General features: G+C 68.3%; 12 protein-coding genes. 11 read left to right on the top strand and 1 reads right to left on the bottom strand.

The features are described 5' to 3' along the window. The first annotated feature begins 242 nt into the window (after positions 1-242). Positions 243-1,469: a CoA transferase gene (locus RGD00_RS21670; RefSeq protein ID WP_310459324.1), complete on the top strand. Its 1,227-nt coding sequence runs from the start codon at positions 243-245 to the stop codon at positions 1,467-1,469. A 38-nt stretch (positions 1,470-1,507) separates the two neighbouring features. Here RGD00_RS21670 and RGD00_RS21665 read toward each other — a convergent pair whose 3' ends face one another. Further along, positions 1,508-2,341 carry a MerR family transcriptional regulator gene (locus RGD00_RS21665; protein ID WP_310459323.1) on the bottom strand — a complete coding sequence of 278 codons (834 nt, stop codon included), beginning with the start codon at positions 2,339-2,341 and terminating at the stop codon, positions 1,508-1,510. A gap of 174 nt (positions 2,342-2,515) precedes the next feature. Here RGD00_RS21665 and RGD00_RS21660 point away from each other — a divergent pair, with 174 nt between their 5' ends. From RGD00_RS21660 to RGD00_RS21615, 10 genes are all read left to right on the top strand, one after another. Continuing rightward, positions 2,516-4,543: a hydantoinase/oxoprolinase family protein gene (locus RGD00_RS21660; protein WP_310459322.1), complete on the top strand. Its 2,028-nt coding sequence runs from the start codon at positions 2,516-2,518 to the stop codon at positions 4,541-4,543. Between the two features lie 18 nt (positions 4,544-4,561). Next, a complete protein-coding gene (locus tag RGD00_RS21655) occupies positions 4,562-6,352 on the top strand; it encodes a hydantoinase B/oxoprolinase family protein (RefSeq protein ID WP_310459321.1) in 1,791 nt (596 codons plus the stop codon). A gap of 122 nt (positions 6,353-6,474) precedes the next feature. After that, positions 6,475-7,824 carry an ABC transporter substrate-binding protein gene (locus tag RGD00_RS21650; protein WP_310459320.1) on the top strand — a complete coding sequence of 450 codons (1,350 nt, stop codon included), beginning with the start codon at positions 6,475-6,477 and terminating at the stop codon, positions 7,822-7,824. Positions 7,825-7,870: 46 nt separating this feature from the next. Continuing rightward, a complete protein-coding gene (locus RGD00_RS21645) occupies positions 7,871-8,740 on the top strand; it encodes a branched-chain amino acid ABC transporter permease (RefSeq protein ID WP_310459319.1) in 870 nt (289 codons plus the stop codon). Position 8,741: 1 nt separating this feature from the next. Beyond that, the gene (locus tag RGD00_RS21640) at positions 8,742-9,755 is read left to right on the top strand and encodes a branched-chain amino acid ABC transporter permease (protein ID WP_310459318.1); all 1,014 of its coding nucleotides are present in this window, start codon (positions 8,742-8,744) and stop codon (positions 9,753-9,755) included. Next, positions 9,752-10,567, top strand: coding sequence for an ABC transporter ATP-binding protein (locus tag RGD00_RS21635; RefSeq protein WP_310459317.1), 816 nt, complete (start codon positions 9,752-9,754; stop codon positions 10,565-10,567). The genes RGD00_RS21640 and RGD00_RS21635 overlap by 4 nt, the downstream gene beginning before the upstream one ends. Further along, entirely contained in the window at positions 10,551-11,267 is a 717-nt protein-coding gene (locus RGD00_RS21630) for an ABC transporter ATP-binding protein (protein ID WP_310459316.1), read from the top strand. Before RGD00_RS21635 ends, RGD00_RS21630 begins: the two co-directional genes overlap by 17 nt. 3 nt (positions 11,268-11,270) lie before the next feature. Next, positions 11,271-12,449 carry an MFS transporter gene (locus RGD00_RS21625; RefSeq protein ID WP_310459315.1) on the top strand — a complete coding sequence of 393 codons (1,179 nt, stop codon included), beginning with the start codon at positions 11,271-11,273 and terminating at the stop codon, positions 12,447-12,449. 76 nt (positions 12,450-12,525) lie between these two features. Next, entirely contained in the window at positions 12,526-14,976 is a 2,451-nt protein-coding gene (locus RGD00_RS21620; protein ID WP_310459314.1) for a GcvT family protein, read from the top strand. Between the two features lie 19 nt (positions 14,977-14,995). Beyond that, positions 14,996-15,164: tetrahydrofolate dehydrogenase/cyclohydrolase catalytic domain-containing protein (locus RGD00_RS21615; RefSeq protein WP_310459325.1), on the top strand; the 169-nt coding region annotated here is incomplete at its 3' end.

Below are 15,164 nucleotides of genomic sequence, written 5' to 3'. Positions count from 1 at the left end.
CCTGTTGTGGTTGCGGGGCGAGGGTATCGCGGAACGGCGGGGAGGCCAAGCTTCCGCAGGGCAGAATGCGCGGGGATCGGGTTTCCTGCGGGGGGCGGGCGGCGGTACGTCATGCAGAACCAAATTCTGCATTGCAAAATATGCGCGCCGTCGGTAACAGGGGGGCGATCCCGGCCCCCGCCCCCTGCGCCAGCGGCCCCGAGGGCCGGAACAGCACCGCACCAGCCGCAAGGAGACAGGCAATGTATGACATTCTCGGCGGCATGCGGGTCATCGAGGGGGCGTCCTTCGTCGCCGGGCCGGTCTGCGGGCAGCATCTGCTGGAACTGGGGGCAGAGGTGATCCGCTTCGACGCCATCGGCGGCGGGCTCGACGCGCGGCGCTGGCCGGTGGATGGCGCGGGGCAGAGCCTCTTCTGGGAGGGGCTGAACAAGGGCAAGAAATCCATCGCCATCGACCTGTCCGCCCCCGCGGGGCGCGAACTGGCGGTGCGGCTGATCACCGCGCCGGGCGACGAGGCCGGGTTGTTCGTGACCAATTTTCCCGCCGCGGGATTCCTGTCGCACGACCGGCTGGCCGTGCACCGGCCCGACCTGATCACCGCGCGGGTGATGGGATGGGCCAGCGGGCGCAATGCGGTGGACTATACGGTGAATGCGATCACCGGTCTGCCGCTGTTGACCGGCCCCGCCGATCTGCCGCCCGACCGGCCGGTGAACCATGTCCTGCCCGCATGGGACCTGATCACCGGGGCCTATACGGCCTTCGCGCTGCTGGCCGCCGAACGCCGCCGCCGGGCCACCGGCGCGGGGGGCGAGGTGCGGGTGCCGCTGGTCGATATCGCGGCCACCACGCTCGGCCATCTGGGCCAGATCGCAGAGGTCACGGGTGGCGGCCCGGCGCGGGGGCGGGTGGGCAATGACCTTTTCGGTGCCTTCGGGCGCGATTTCCGCACCCGTGACGGCCAGCGGATCATCATGGTCGGCATCACCGCCCGGCAATGGGCCGCCATCGTCGAGACCTTCGCCATCGGCCCCGAGGTCGCGGCGCTGGAATCCGAACTGGGCCTGTCCTTCGGGCAGGAGGGCGCGCGCTATACCCATCGCGCGCGGCTGTTCGATCTGGTGCAGGCGGCGGTGGGGCGGATGACACGGGCCGACCTTGCCGCGCTGCTGGATGCCAATGGCATCTGCTGGGAAACCTATCGCACCCTGCCCGAGGCCATCGGGGCCGAGCCGGGCTTCATCGCCGGCAACCCGGTCTTTGCGCCGCAGCGCCACCCCTCGGGGCAGGAATACCCCACCGCCGGCGCCCCCGCGAGCTTTCCCGCGCTGGACCGCGCCCCGGCCGCCCGCGCCCCGCGGCTTGGCGAACATACCGAAGAGGTTCTGGCCGAGGTGCTGCACCTTTCGGCCACCGAAATCGCCCGGCTGCACGACCGGGGCGTCGTCGCCGGCCCGCAGGGCTGACCGGCCCCCTGCCCCGGCCCGCCATCAGAAGGTCGGCGTCAGAAGGTCGGCGGCGTGTTGACCCACAACAGCACGGTGGTCGTCCGGCCCGGGTTCGACCAGGCGTGTTTCAGGCTGCTGCGGAAATAGATGCTCTCGCCCTGGCGCAGCAGATGGGGTTCCTCGCCCTCGATGGTGATCGACAGCTGGCCGAAGAGGACATAGATGAATTCCTCGCCGTCATGGTCGTAGGCGCCGTGGCTGTTGATGCCCGGTTCGATGAACCACCGCTGGCAATCCATCATCCCGCGCCCCGAGGCCATCTGCTCGATCCGCAGGCCGGACCCGAGCGTCGGCTGCAACGGCCCGCCCGAGGCCGGCGTCAGCACCGGGCGCTGCGACTGTTCGGCGGCGTCGGCCATCAGGTCGGTCAGCGTCAGGCCGAAATAGCGCGCCAGTTCCTTCGCCTGCGGGATGCTGACGCCGAGCGACGTCCGTTCGATCGAGGCGAGGACGGATTGGTCGATGCCCGTGCGCTGCGACAGTTCGCGCAGCGTCAGCTTGGCCGCCAGCCGCAGCCGGCGCAGATGTTCGCCCACGGTATTGCCGCCCTCGGCCGGTTCGGGCGCGGCGGGCGGCGGCGCGGGCATGGCGGATTTGACGGCGGTGATGCTCAGCCCCTGCACCTTGCGCAGCCGCTGGATGTTCAGCGCCTCGGCCACATGGCGCTGTTCGAACTGGCGGTGGCCGGTGGGCGTGACATGCGGGGTCAGCAGGTTCTGGTCGCACCAGTAGCGCAATGTGCTGACCGGGATGCCCGTCAGGCGGCTCAGATCCGAGATCCTGAGAACCCGCGTTCCATTGCCGCCGTTTTCGTCATCAGCCGTGCCCATTGCCTCACCCGTCTTGCCGTTCCCCTATCTGCCACGGGCCGCCGGTCGTGTCAGTCCAAAAAAATTCAACAAAATAACTTGACATATTTTCGCTCCAGCCGTCTCTTGACGATCAGGCCGCGCCACCCGAGCGCGCAGCAATAAAACGATTCATACCAACAGAGGGATGTCCGCATGTGGCGCGTAGGGATTGACGTCGGGGGTACATTCACCGACCTTTTCGCCTGGAACGAAGAGAATAAAAACTACAGAACAGCTAAAGTATTGACGACGAAGGACGACCGTTCGCGCGGGGTGCTCCAGTCCATCGAGGCCGCAGGGATCCCCTTCGATCAGGTCTCGCTGCTGATGCACGGCACCACCACCGCGACGAACGCGCTGATCGAGCGGAACTTTCCCGATGCCGCCTTCATCACCACCGAAGGCTTCCGCGACACCATCGAGATCGGCCGCCAGCACCGCAAGGCGCTCTACGATCCCTACCAGACCAAGCCGGAACCGCTGATCCGCCGCCGCAACCGTTTCGCCATCGACGAACGCATGGCCGTTTCCGGCGTGCCGCGCCGGCCGCTGAACGCCGATGATGCGAACCGCATCGCCGAAACCATCGCCGCGCGCGGCATCCAGTCCATCGGCATCGGCTTCATCAATGCCTATGTGAACCCGCAGCACGAAGAGGAAATGCGCGAGATCCTGCGCCGGCACGTGCCCGATGCGCATATCGTCATCTCGTCGGAAACGCGGCCGATCTTCCGCGAACATCCCCGTTTCGTCACCACCGCGATCCGCGCCTGCCTGATGCCGGTGATGACCAGCTATTTCGACCGCCTGCGCGAGGCGCTGGACGCCCGCGGCTTTGCCGGCACGCTGTTGATCCTGAAAAGCAACGGCGGCGTGATGGGCGCCGAAAACGCCAAGGAACGGCCCGAGGAACTGATCGAATCCGGCCCCGCGGGCGGGGTCGCCTATGCGTCCTACCTCAGCCGGACCACGGATTTCGCCAATATCATCCACACCGATGTCGGCGGCACCAGCTTCGACGCCTCGATCGTCGAGGACGGCCGCGGCCTGATCACGCGCAACTATGAACTGGAATGGGAAGTGCCGGTCAGCGTGCCGATGCTCGACATCCATTCGGTCGGCGCGGGCGGCGGCTCCATCGGCTGGGTGGACGAGGGCGGATCGCTCCGCGTCGGCCCGCGCAGCGCGGGGTCGGAACCGGGGCCGGCCTGCTATGGCCGCGGCGGCACCGAACCGACGATCACCGACGCCAATCTGGTGCTCGGCCGGCTCGACCCCACGCTGTCGAACAAGTTCGCGCTGGATGTGGCGGCGGCGGAAAGGGCCATCGACGGGCTGGCGGCGAAGATCGGCCTCACGCGGTTGCAGACCGCCGAAGGCATGATCCGCATTTCCTGCGAGACGATGGCGCAGGCGGTGAAGGGCGTCGTGGTCGCCCGTGCCCGCGACCCGCGCGATTTCGTGCTGGCCAGTTTCGGCGGCGCAGGGCCGATGCATGCCTGTTTCGTCGCGCAGGCGATGAACATCCCCAAGGTGGTGATCCCCGGCCAGGCCGGCGTCGCCTCGGCCTTCGGGGCCACGGCGATGAACGTGCGCCATGACATCGAGGCCTTCCACTATGCCGATCTGGGTTCGGTCCGGGTCGAGGACCTGAACCGGATCTATGGCGAGATCGAGGCCAAGGCGCGCGAACGGCTGATCCGCGACGGCGTTCCGGCGGCGCAGGTCGCGATCCGGCGCACCGCGGAAATGCGCTATGTCGGCCAGACCTACGAGGTGGACGTGGACATCCCCCACGGCACCCTGACGCCCGCGCATCTGCCGCAGATCGCCGAGGCGTTCCACACCGCCCACCGGCAGGAATACGGCGTCAGTTCCGACGATTTCCCCATCGCCTTCGTCGCGCTCGGCGTGGTCGCCACCGGCGCGCTGGCCGAGGCGCCGGTGTTCAGCTTCGCCGCCGAGGCCGCCGCGAACGGCGCGGGCGACCGCAGCCACAAGGTCTATTTCGACGGTCACTGGCTCGACGCCGCATTGAAGAACGCGGCGGAAATCCGGCCGGGCGAAACCATCGCCGGCCCCGCCGTCATCGAATACCTCGATTCCATCGCGGTTCTGCCGCCGGGCTGCGACGGCAATGTCGACCCGCACGGCAACCTGATCGTCAGCATCACGAACTGAGGAGAGACCGAAATGGCCATGTCCAGGACCCAGGATACGCTGGCGGGAATTTCCGACCGTATCGACCCGGTAACGTTCGAAGTATTGCGCAACGGCTTCGAATACGCCTGCAACCGGATGGCGACGATCATGCAGAAGACGTCGTTCTCGCCGATCCTCGCCGATATCCTCGATTTCTCGAACGCGATCTACGATGCCGATGCGAACCTGCTGGCGCAGGCGGCGAACTGCCCGGTGCATCTGGCGGCGATGAAGTTCAGCGCCGATGCCGCGCTGAGGCGGTTCCCGCGCGAGACGCTGAAACCGGGCGACATCATCGCGCTGAACGACCCCTATCAGGGCGGCACGCATATCAACGACATCACCTTCACCATGCCGATCTTCCACCGCGAGGCGCTGATCGGCTTTGCCGTCAGCCGCGGCCACTGGATGGATCTGGGCGGCGGTGCGGCGGGGGGCATGTCGTTTTCCACCCATATCGCCGCCGAGGGGCTGCGCCTGCCGCCGATCAAGCTCTATGAGCACTACCAGATCAACGAGGATTTCCTCGCCATCATCATGAACAACACGCGGACGCCCCATTACGTCAAGGGCGACCTGCAGGCGCATCTGGGCGCGCTCAAGGCCGCAGAGGCCGAACTGTCGCGGGCGGCGGACCGCTATGGCCGCGATACCGTGCAACTGGCGATGAAGGAACTGATCGGCTACACCGAACGCATCGTGCGCAAGAGCATCGAGACCATCCCCGATGGCGTCTACGAGGCCGAGGATTATGCCGATACCGACGGTTTCTCGCCCGATCCGGTCAGGATCAAGGTCAAGCTGACCATCGACGGGTCGGACATCACCGTCGACTTCACCGGGTCCGACCCGATCGTGAAGGGCTCGATCAACTCGCCCTACGCCAATACCGCCTCGGCGGCGTATTATTCGCTTCAGTTCTTCCTGGCGCCGCATGCACCCTCGAACGCGGGCATGTTCGCGCCCATCAAGCTGGTGATCCCCGAGGGCTGCTGGCTGAACCCGGTCTGGCCCGCGCCCACCATCGGCTGCACCACGCTGGCCTCGTCCAAGATCACCAGCGCGATCTGGCAGGCCCTGGCCAAGGCGATCCCGGAACGCGTCACCGGGTCGACCTGTTCGGAATGCAACTGGTTCGTGTCCACGGCGGTGGACCGCGAAAAGGGCGTGGCCGAGGTGTTTTCCGACCTGCCGGCCGGCGGATGGGGCGGCACGCCCTTCAGCGACGGCATGAACGTGACGATGGACCCCTTGGGCAACTGCATGAACATGGCGGCGGAAACCGCCGAACTGTTCTTCCCCATCGAATACGAAAGCTTCGACCTGCGGCAGGATTCGGCCGGCCCGGGTAAGCATCGCGGCGGCTTGGGGGCGGTGTTCAAGGTGCGCTATCTGTGCGAGGGCGAGCTGAACATGGAAACCTCGCGCACCCGGCAGGGCAGCCCCGGGGTGAACGGCGGCGGGTTCAGCGCGGTGCAGCGGTCCAGCCATCTTTACCCCGACGGCAGCCGCAAGGTCATCGGCGGGCTGAGCCCGAACGGCGACTGGACCAGCCCGCTGCTGTCGGGCCATGCCTTCCGCCATGACGAACAGTTCCTGTTCGAAAGCACCGGCGGCGGCGGATGGGGCCGCCCGACCGAACGGCCGGTGGCCAAGGTGCTGGACGACGTGCTGGACGAATACATCTCCATCGACGCGGCGCGCGAACAGTATGGGGTGGTCATCGACCCCGCCACCATGTCGGTGAACGAGGCCGAAACCGCCCGGCTGCGCGGCCTGCGGGCCTGACGACCCGAAGGCCCCCGCGGCCCGGCGCCCCCGCCGGGCCGCACCCCCGGGGCCCTGCCCCGGCACGACCGAAAACAAGGATAACGAAAAGCCGCATTCCGCGGCACAGGGAGAAATTTGCCATGCCGAAGATGAAATCCGGCGGTCCCCCCGCCCCCCCGCTCGCCGCCCCCACCCTGGGCCGCCGCGCCTTCCTGTCCTCTGCCGCCACAGCGGGCTTCGGCGCCGCCACGCTGGCCGGGATCAATGCCGGCCACGCGCAGAAATCCGGCACCGTGAAGATCGGGCAGATGGTCTCGCTGACCGGCCCCTTGGCGGTGGACGGGGTGGAACACCGCAACGGCCTTGCCATGGCCATCGAGGAAATCAACGCCGCCGGCGGCATCCTCGGGATGCAGGTCGAAAGCGTGGTCATCGACAGCGCGAACCAGACCGCCGAAGAGGTATCGTCGGCCACCAACCTGCTGATCGACCGCGAAGGCGTCTGCGCCATCATCAACGGCTACAACGTCGGCGCCAACCAGGCCGAATACGACGCCATCGCCGATGCGAGCATCATCTACATCCACTACAACACCTCGATCGGCCATCACGAGGTGTTCGAAAGCGACCCGGACCGGTATTTCGGCATCTTCATGGCCGACCCGGCCGAAAGCTATTACGGCGTCGGCCTGCCGGTGATGCTCGACCGGATCCGCAAGCAGGGGATCTGGCAGCCCAAGAACAACAAGATCGCGCTGATCACCGGATCGCTGCCCTATTCCATCGTCATCTCGAACGCGATCCGCGACACCGCCGCGCAATACGGCTTCGAGGTGTCGTTCGAAGAGGTCGTGCCGGTGCCCACCACCGAATGGGGCGCGGTGCTGCGCAAGGTGCGCGACGATGCGCCCGCCGTCATCGCCAACACGCATTTCTACCCGGGCGATCTGGCGCAATGTCAGGTCCAGTTCGCGCAGAACCCGACCGACAGCCTGTTCTACTACCAGTACGGGCCGCTGCTGAAGGCGTTTTCCGATCTGGCGGGCGAGGCGGCGCGGGGGGTGCTGACATCCTCGGTCATCGGCATCCTGCCCGATGCGATGGGCAACGCCTTCCGCGAAACGTACCATGCCAAGTTCGGCGACGCGGCAGAGGCCGACCCCGGCGCCTCGACCTATTCCGAGATGTACCACTACGCCATCGCCGCGGCGCTGGCAGGCGGCGTGGGCGAACCCGGCAACCACGACCAGAACCGCAAGATCGCCGACAACCTGCGCCGCTTCGTCTATCGCGCGCCCTTCGGCACGCTGCGCTATGACCCGCGGTTCAACGCGGCGATCCCCTATCCCACGCTGTCGAACGATCCCTCGCTGGCGATGCCGCATCTTCTTTATCAGATCAAGGATCCGGGGGCGGCCAATCCCAAGAAGCTGATCTACCCCGAACCCTACAACGAGGCGGAATTCGAACTGCCGCCCTGGTTCGCCTGAACGCCCCCGACCGCCCCGCCCTCCTGCACCCGACGGAGCCCGAGACATGACGGACATCCTTGCCACGACCCTGGGCCTCGGCGCGCTCTATGCCGCCAGCGCGGTGTCGCTCGCGCTGATCTGGGGCACCTTCGGGATGCTCAACCTCGCCCATGGGGCGTTCATCACCGTGGGGGCCTATGCCTCGCTGCTGGTGGTGCGCGATCTGGGGATGCCCTGGTGGACGGGGGTCTTCGCGGGGGCGGCGGGCGGGGCGACGATCGGGGCGCTGACCCATATCCTGCTGGTGTCGCGCGTTTTCGCGCGGCCCGCGTTCGAGATCAACATCATCATCCTGACCATGGCCGCCGCGACCATCATGGTCGACGGGATCAACAACCTGATCGGCCCGGCGACGGCGCGGCAGCCCTTTTCCATCGACGGGCGGATCGCCTTTGGCGCGACCTCGATCGCCTGGCAGACGGTGATGATGATCGCGATCAGCGTGGCGCTGACCGCCGCGCTGACGCTGGTGCTGCGCCACACCGCGCTTGGCCGGTCGATCAACGCGGTGGCGCAGGAACCCACGGCGGCGCGGCTGAACGGCATCGCTGTGGGGCGGATCGTGCTGAAGGTGATGATGATCTCGGGCGCCGTTGCGGGCGTGTCGGGGGTGCTGATCACCCATGGCACGGCGGTCTATCCGACCGTGGGGCAGGATCCGCTGCTCAAGGCGCTGATCATCTGCGTGATCGGGGGGCTCGGCAGCATTCCCGGCGCGGTTGTCGCGGCCTTCCTTCTCGCCTTCCTCGAAACGCTCGCACAGTACGAACTGGGCACCAAATGGGGCAGCCCGGTCCTGCTGATCGCCGTGGTGGCGGTGCTGGTGCTGCGGCCCAACGGCCTCTTCGGCACGCGCGACATCGCAAGGAACTGACATGACCCGCATTTCCGCACAAAGGCAGGATTACCTGCTGCTTGCCGCCCTGACCGCGGGCCTCGCGCTGCTGCCGCTGACCGGGCAGTCGAACTATGTGCTCGGCCAGGCGACGCTTTACCTGATCTGGGCCGCGGTGGTGTCGCAGTGGAACCTTGTCCTCGGCGTGGCCGGGATCATGTCGATCGGCAACCTCGCGCTGTTCGCCGCCGGGGGCTATGCGGTGGCGCTGCTCGGCCTTTACCACGGCGTGTCGCCCTGGGCGAGCCTGCCGGTCGCGGCGCTGGCGGGGCTGGTGATGGCGCTGTTGATGGGGCTGGCGACGCTGCGGCTGCGCGGGGCCTATACGGTGGTGGTGACGCTGGCCATCGCCATGGTCATGTACCAGCTGATCGTGACGGATGTGGACTGTTTCCGCCGCACGCCTTCGGCCTGCTATTCGCTGACCGGGGGCGCGCGCGGGCTGACGCGGTTCGGCGACTTCGGCTTCAACGATATCTTCGGCTATGGCGCCGCGGCCTGGGGCAACTTCCTGCTGGCGCTGGCGGTGCTGGCGGCCTGCATGGCGGCGGCGATCACGGTGGTGCACAGCCCCTATGGCCGCGCTTTCCAGGCGCTGCGCGACAACGAACAGGTCGCCCGCGCGCGCGGCATCCGGGTGGAGAAGTTCCAGCTGATCGTCTTTGCCGCCGCGGGGCTGTTCACCGGGCTGGCGGGCGCGGTCTATGCCGGGACGCAGCGCACCTTCGGCCCGCAGGTCCTTGGCTTTCCTACGCTTCTGTTCCTTCTGTCGATCATGATCGTGGGCGGGCGCGGGCGGGTCTGGGGGCCGGTGCTGGGTACGCTCTGCCTCGCGCTGGTGCAGGAAAACCTGACCAGCATGGCCCAGTGGCAGGGCACCATCTATGCGGTGCTGCTGATCCTGATCCTGATCCTTGCGCCCGAGGGGCTGGCGGGCGGGCTGTCGCGGCTGGCGGCGCTGGTGCGGGCCCGGCTGAAGGGGGGTGCGGCATGACCGGCGTGCAGAACGCGCTGGAGGTCGTGAACCTCACCAAGCGATACGGCGCGATGGCGGCGGTCAAGGACCTGACCTTCCATGTGGAGCCGAACGAGATCCTCGGCATCAGCGGGCCGAACGGCGCCGGCAAGACCACGCTGTTCGACGTGATTTCCGGCCTGTCGGCGGCCAGCGCGGGGCGCGTGACGCTCTTCGGGCAGGACATCACCGGCGCGCGGGCCGAACAGGTCTGCCATCTGGGCCTTGCGCGGACCTTTCAGCTGAACGCCGTGTTCGATTCGATGACGGTCGAGGAAAACCTGCTGACCGCCGCCTATTTCGGGCGCCACGGGCGGTCCTTCCCCGGCCTGCGCTTCGACCGCCAGAGCCATGCCGACTGCGACGCGGCGCTGGAGATCACCGGCCTTGCCCCCCACCGCCACCGGCCTGCGGCGCAGTTGACGGTGCTGGAACGCAAGCTGCTGATGCTGGCAAGCGCGGTCGCCACCGGCCCCCGGCTTCTGATGCTGGACGAGCCCGTGGGCGGGCTGACGCGCGAAGAGATCGACCATTGCGCGGGCGTGATCCGCCGCATCCGGGCCGAACGCGCGATGACCATCGTGCTGATCGAACATGTGATGAGCTTCGTCACCGCGCTGGCCGACCGGGTGATGGTCCTGCACCACGGCGCAAAGCTTTACGAAGGCAGCGTCGCCGGCATGGCCGAAAGCGCAGAGGTGGTTTCGGCCTATCTGGGCACCTCGGGCCTGCGCGACCTGAAACAGGCGGCCGAAACAGGCAACGGAGGCGGCCATGACGATGCGGCTTGAGGTCGAGGGCCTGTCGGCCGACTACGGGCGGGAACCGGTGCTGACCGGCGTGTCGCTGCAGGTGCGCGCGGCGGGGGTGACGGGGATCGTCGGCCCCAACGGCAACGGCAAGACCACCTGCCTGCGGGCGATTTCGGGGCTGATGCCGCGCATGTCGGGCGTGGTGCGGCTGGATGGCGAGCGGATCGACCACCTGCCCGCCGAAAAGATCGCCCGGCGCGGGATCATCCATGTGCCGCAGGGCGACCTGATCTACAAGCGCATGACGGTGCGCGACAACCTGCTGGTCGGCGGCACGATGAACCCGACCCGCGCCGTGACCGCCGAACGGCTGGACCATGTGCTGACCCTGTTCCCCCGCCTGCGCGAACGGATGGCGCAGACGGCCAGCGCGCTGTCGGGGGGCGAGCGGCGGATGCTGGGCATCGGGCGGGGGCTGATGGCGGCGCATATGCGCCTGCTGATGCTGGACGAGCCGTCGCTCGGCCTCGCGCCGCTGATCATCGACCAGATCTATGCCGCCATCGACACGCTGTCGGCCGAAGGCATGGCCGTGCTGATCGTCGAGGAAAGCGTGGAACGGATCGCGGCGAGCGCCGGGCATCTGTCGCTGATCGGCCATGGCGGGGTCGTCTGGTCGGGTCCGCCGGGCGAGTTGCTGGGCCGGGCCGAACTGGCCGCCACCTATCTGGGAGTCTGAGCGATGGCCCGCACCGAAACCCCTGCCGCACCCCGCACCGCCCTGCTGCTTCTGGCCGCCGCCGTGCTGGCGAACGGCGCCGCCGGGCTGCTGTATGTCTGGAGCCTGTTCATCCTGCCCATAGAGCGCGTGCTGACGCTCGGCCGGGCGGATCTGGGGCTGGTGTCGTCGCTGGCGCTGATCAGCTTTACCGCCGGGGTCGCGGTGCTGCCCTGGGTGGTGGCGCGTGCCGGGCGGGCGGGGGCGGCGGTGCTGGCCTTCGCGCTGATCGGGGGCGGGCATTTGGCCTTCGGCCTCTGGCCGTCCTGGGGCGTGCTGGCGGTGGGCTACGGGCTCGGCTTCGGGGCGGGGTCGGGGCTGGCCTATGGGCTGGCGCTGTCGCTGGCCGCGGGGCTGCCGGCGCGGGTGCGGGCTTTGGCGATCGGGCTTGCCATGGGGGCCTTCGCGCTCAGCGGGATCCTGCTGCCGCTGGTTCTGGGCGGCTGGATCGCGGCCAGCGACCCGGGCGCGGCCTTCCTGCGGATCGGGGTCGCGGCCCTCGGCGTGGGGCTGGCCTGCCTGCTGGCCCTGACGCTGGCGGGCACCGGCCCCGCAGCGGGGACGGCGGCGCCCGAGGCGCCCCCGCCCCCGGCGATGGACCGGCCTTTCCTGATCCTGTCGCTGGTGTTTTTCCTGATCTGCTTCACCGGGCTCGCCGTCGTCTCGCAGGTCGCGGCCATCGCGGCGGATGCGGGGATCGCGAATGCGGGCCATGCCGCGACGGTGCTGACGCTCGGCTATCTTGCCGGTTCGCTTCTGGGCGCGCCGCTGGCCGAACGGGCCGGGGAACGGGCGATCCTTCTGGCCCTTGGCGGGGTGGCGCTGGCGGGCGCGCTGGCGATGCTGGCGCCCGCCAAGGCGGCGCTGTTTCCGGGCGCGGCGCTGATCGGGGCGACCTTCGGCGGTTCCGGCTCCATCATGCCGGTGCTTCTGGGGCTGCGCTATGGCGCCGCGCATATCCCGCGGCTCTATGGCCGGATGATCATCGCCTATGGCCTTGCCGGGCTGGTCGCGCCGGGTGCGGCGGGCCTTCTTTACGAATCCGCGCGAGGATACGCGCCGGTGCTGGCGCTTTGCGCCGCCTGCGCCGCGCTGTCGCTTGCCGCCGTGCTGATGCTGAAGGGGTCCGCCCGGCCCCGATGATCCCCCAATCGCAAGACATTTCCGCCCTGCCCGGCCCCGCGCCGGAAGGGCGACCAATCCCGGAAAGGAGCCGGTCGTGGACATTCCATCGAAAGCCGATGTCGTCATCGTCGGAGGTGGCGTCGCAGGTTGTTCCATCGCATATCACCTCGCCAAGTCGGGGATGACCGATGTGGTCCTGTGCGAACGCAAGCAGTTGACCTGCGGCACCACCTGGCATGCCGCCGGGCTCGTCACCCAGTTGCGCGCCACGCGCCAGATGACCGAACTGGCGCAATACACGGGCGAGCTTTTCGGCCAGCTGGAGGCGGAAACCGGCCAGGCGACCGGGTTCCGCCGCAGCGGGTCGCTGCGCGTCGCCACCAATGCGGCGCGGTACGAGGAACTGGCGCGCGGCGCCTCCATGGGCCGCAACTTCGGCCTGCCGGTCGAGGCGGTCAGCGCCGCCGAGATCAAGGAACGCTGGTCGCCCATCGACACCGAGGGCATCACTGGCGGCTTCTGGTTCCCGATGGACGGCCAGGTGAACCCGACCGATGTGACCATGGCCTATGCCAAGGGCGCGCGCATGCGCGGGGCGCGGATCATCGAGCATCTACCGGTCACGCGGATCCTGGTGGAAAACGGCCGCGCCACCGGGGTGATGACCCCGCATGGCCCCATCGCCGCGCGCCATGTGGTGATCTGCGGCGGCATGTGGTCGCGCGATCTGGCGGCCGACATCGGCGTCACCCTGCCGCTGCATGCGGCGGAACATTTCTATGTCGTGACCGAACCGATCCCCGGCCTGCCGCGCGACCTGCCGGTGCTGTTCATGGGCGACGAATGGACCTACTACAAGGAAGAGGCCGGCAAGCTTCTGGTCGGCTTCTTCGAACCGCGCGGCAAGCCCTGGGGGGCCGAAGGCATTCCCGACAGCTTCTGCTTCGACAGCCTGCCCGAGGACATCGACCATATCGCGCCCCATCTGGACGATGCGGTGCGCCGGATCCCGCTGTTGCGTTCGGCGGGCATGCAGCTGTTCTTCAACGGCCCCGAAAGCTTCACCCCCGACAACCGCTATCTTCTGGGCGAAACGCCCGAGGTCGCGGGGCTTTTCTGCGCGACGGGGTTCAACTCGCTCGGCATCCTGTCGTCGGGGGGCGTCGGGCGGGCGCTGGCGGCCTGGATCCGCGACGGCCGCCCGCCGGTCGAACTGATCGACGTGGACGTGCGCCGCACGCAGGCGTTCCAGCGCAACCGCGCCTATCTGGCCGCGCGCGCGGGGGAATCGCTCGGCGTCAGTTTCGACATGCACTGGCCGGGGCGGCAGTTCCAGACCGCCCGCGGCATCCGCCGCTCGCCCTTCCACGACCGGCTGGTGGCCGCCGGGGCCTTCATGACCGAAACCTCGGGCTGGGAACGCCCCGGTTTCTTCGGCACGCCCGAGGAGGTGGCGAATGTCCGCTATTCCTACGACCGGCCGAGCTGGTTCGAAAACGTCCGGCGCGAATGCCTGACCACGGCGCAGGATGTGGCGATCTTCGATCATACCTGTTTCGTGAAATACCGGGTCGAGGGGCCCGATGCGCTGGCGGTGCTGGAACACCTGTCGGCGAACCGGATCGACGTGCCGGTGGGGCGCGTGGTCTATACCCAATGGCTCAACGATGCCGGCGGGATCGAGGCCGATGTCACCATCACCCGGCTGGCGGAAACGGAATTCCTGGTCGTCACCGTCGCCGTGTCGCAGCGGCGCGACCTGTCGTGGCTGCGCCGCCATATTCCCGAGGGCGCGCGCGTCATGGTCTGCGACATCACCTCGGGCCTGCCGATGCTGGCGGTGATGGGGCCGAAGGCGCGCGAATTGCTGCGCCGCGTCTCGCCCGACGATCTGTCGAACGCCGCCTTCCCCTTCGGCACCAGCCGCGAGATCGACCTGGGCCATGCGCGCGTGCGGGCCAGCCGCCTGACCTATATGGGCGAACTCGGCTACGAGCTTTACGTCGAGGCCGAATTCGCCGCGCATGTCTACGACACGCTGATCGAGGCGGGCCGCGACCTCGGGCTCGGCCACGCCGGGTTCTTCGCGCTCAACGCGCTGCGGATGGAAAAGGGCTATCGCCACTGGGGCCACGACATCGGCGAGGAGGACACGCCCTATCAGGCCGGCCTCGGCTTCGCGGTGGCGCTGGACAAGCCCGGCGGCTTCATCGGGCGCGAGGCCCTGGCGCGGCAGAAGGCGGCGGGGCCGTTGCAGCGGCGCATGGTGCAGTTGAAGCTGACGGGCGGGGACCATCCGCCGCTGATGTACCACCACGAGCCGATCCTGCGCGATGGCGCGATCGTGGGCTCGGTCATGTCGGGGGCCTACGGGTTCCGCGTCGATGCCTCGCTCGGCCTCGGCTATGTGACCGCGCCGGGGGGGGTGACGCAGGACTGGCTGGCCTCGGGCCGGTTCGAGGTCGAGATCGCCATGAGGCCCTGGCCGGTCGAGGTGCAGTTCGGGCCCTGGTACGACCCCAGGGGCGAGCGCATCAAGGCGTGACATGCACGGCACGGTTTCCATGGACGGCTCCGCCCGCATCATCGACGGCAAATCCTTTGCGTTGCGCGTCCGGGCGCGTGTTGCGGCGGGGGTTTCGGCGCTGAAGGGGGCGCATGGGGTGACGCCCGGGCTTGCGGTGGTGCTGGTGGGCGAGGATCCGGCGAGCCGGGTCTATGTCAGGAACAAGG

This window comes from Ruixingdingia sedimenti, assembly GCF_031432425.1.
Taxonomy (GTDB): Bacteria; Pseudomonadota; Alphaproteobacteria; order Rhodobacterales; family Rhodobacteraceae; genus Ruixingdingia; species Ruixingdingia sedimenti.
The sequence above is the reverse complement of the archived record's forward strand: the minus strand, read 5'-3'. Positions and strand labels throughout refer to the sequence as shown.

Bases quoted from the DNA above. Each gene is read 5' to 3' on its own strand.
- RGD00_RS21645 (WP_310459319.1), top strand. From the start codon at position 7,871: ATGACGGACATCCTTGCCACGACCCTGGGCCTCGGCGCGCTCTATGCC.
- RGD00_RS21625 (WP_310459315.1), top strand. From the start codon at position 11,271: ATGGCCCGCACCGAAACCCCTGCCGCACCCCGCACCGCCCTGCTGCTT.
- RGD00_RS21650 (WP_310459320.1), top strand. From the start codon at position 6,475: ATGCCGAAGATGAAATCCGGCGGTCCCCCCGCCCCCCCGCTCGCCGCC.
- RGD00_RS21635 (WP_310459317.1), top strand. From the start codon at position 9,752: ATGACCGGCGTGCAGAACGCGCTGGAGGTCGTGAACCTCACCAAGCGA.
- RGD00_RS21655 (WP_310459321.1), top strand. From the start codon at position 4,562: ATGTCCAGGACCCAGGATACGCTGGCGGGAATTTCCGACCGTATCGAC.
- RGD00_RS21630 (WP_310459316.1), top strand. From the start codon at position 10,551: ATGACGATGCGGCTTGAGGTCGAGGGCCTGTCGGCCGACTACGGGCGG.
- RGD00_RS21660 (WP_310459322.1), top strand. From the start codon at position 2,516: ATGTGGCGCGTAGGGATTGACGTCGGGGGTACATTCACCGACCTTTTC.
- RGD00_RS21665 (WP_310459323.1), bottom strand. From the start codon at position 2,341: ATGGGCACGGCTGATGACGAAAACGGCGGCAATGGAACGCGGGTTCTC.
- RGD00_RS21640 (WP_310459318.1), top strand. From the start codon at position 8,742: ATGACCCGCATTTCCGCACAAAGGCAGGATTACCTGCTGCTTGCCGCC.
- RGD00_RS21670 (WP_310459324.1), top strand. From the start codon at position 243: ATGTATGACATTCTCGGCGGCATGCGGGTCATCGAGGGGGCGTCCTTC.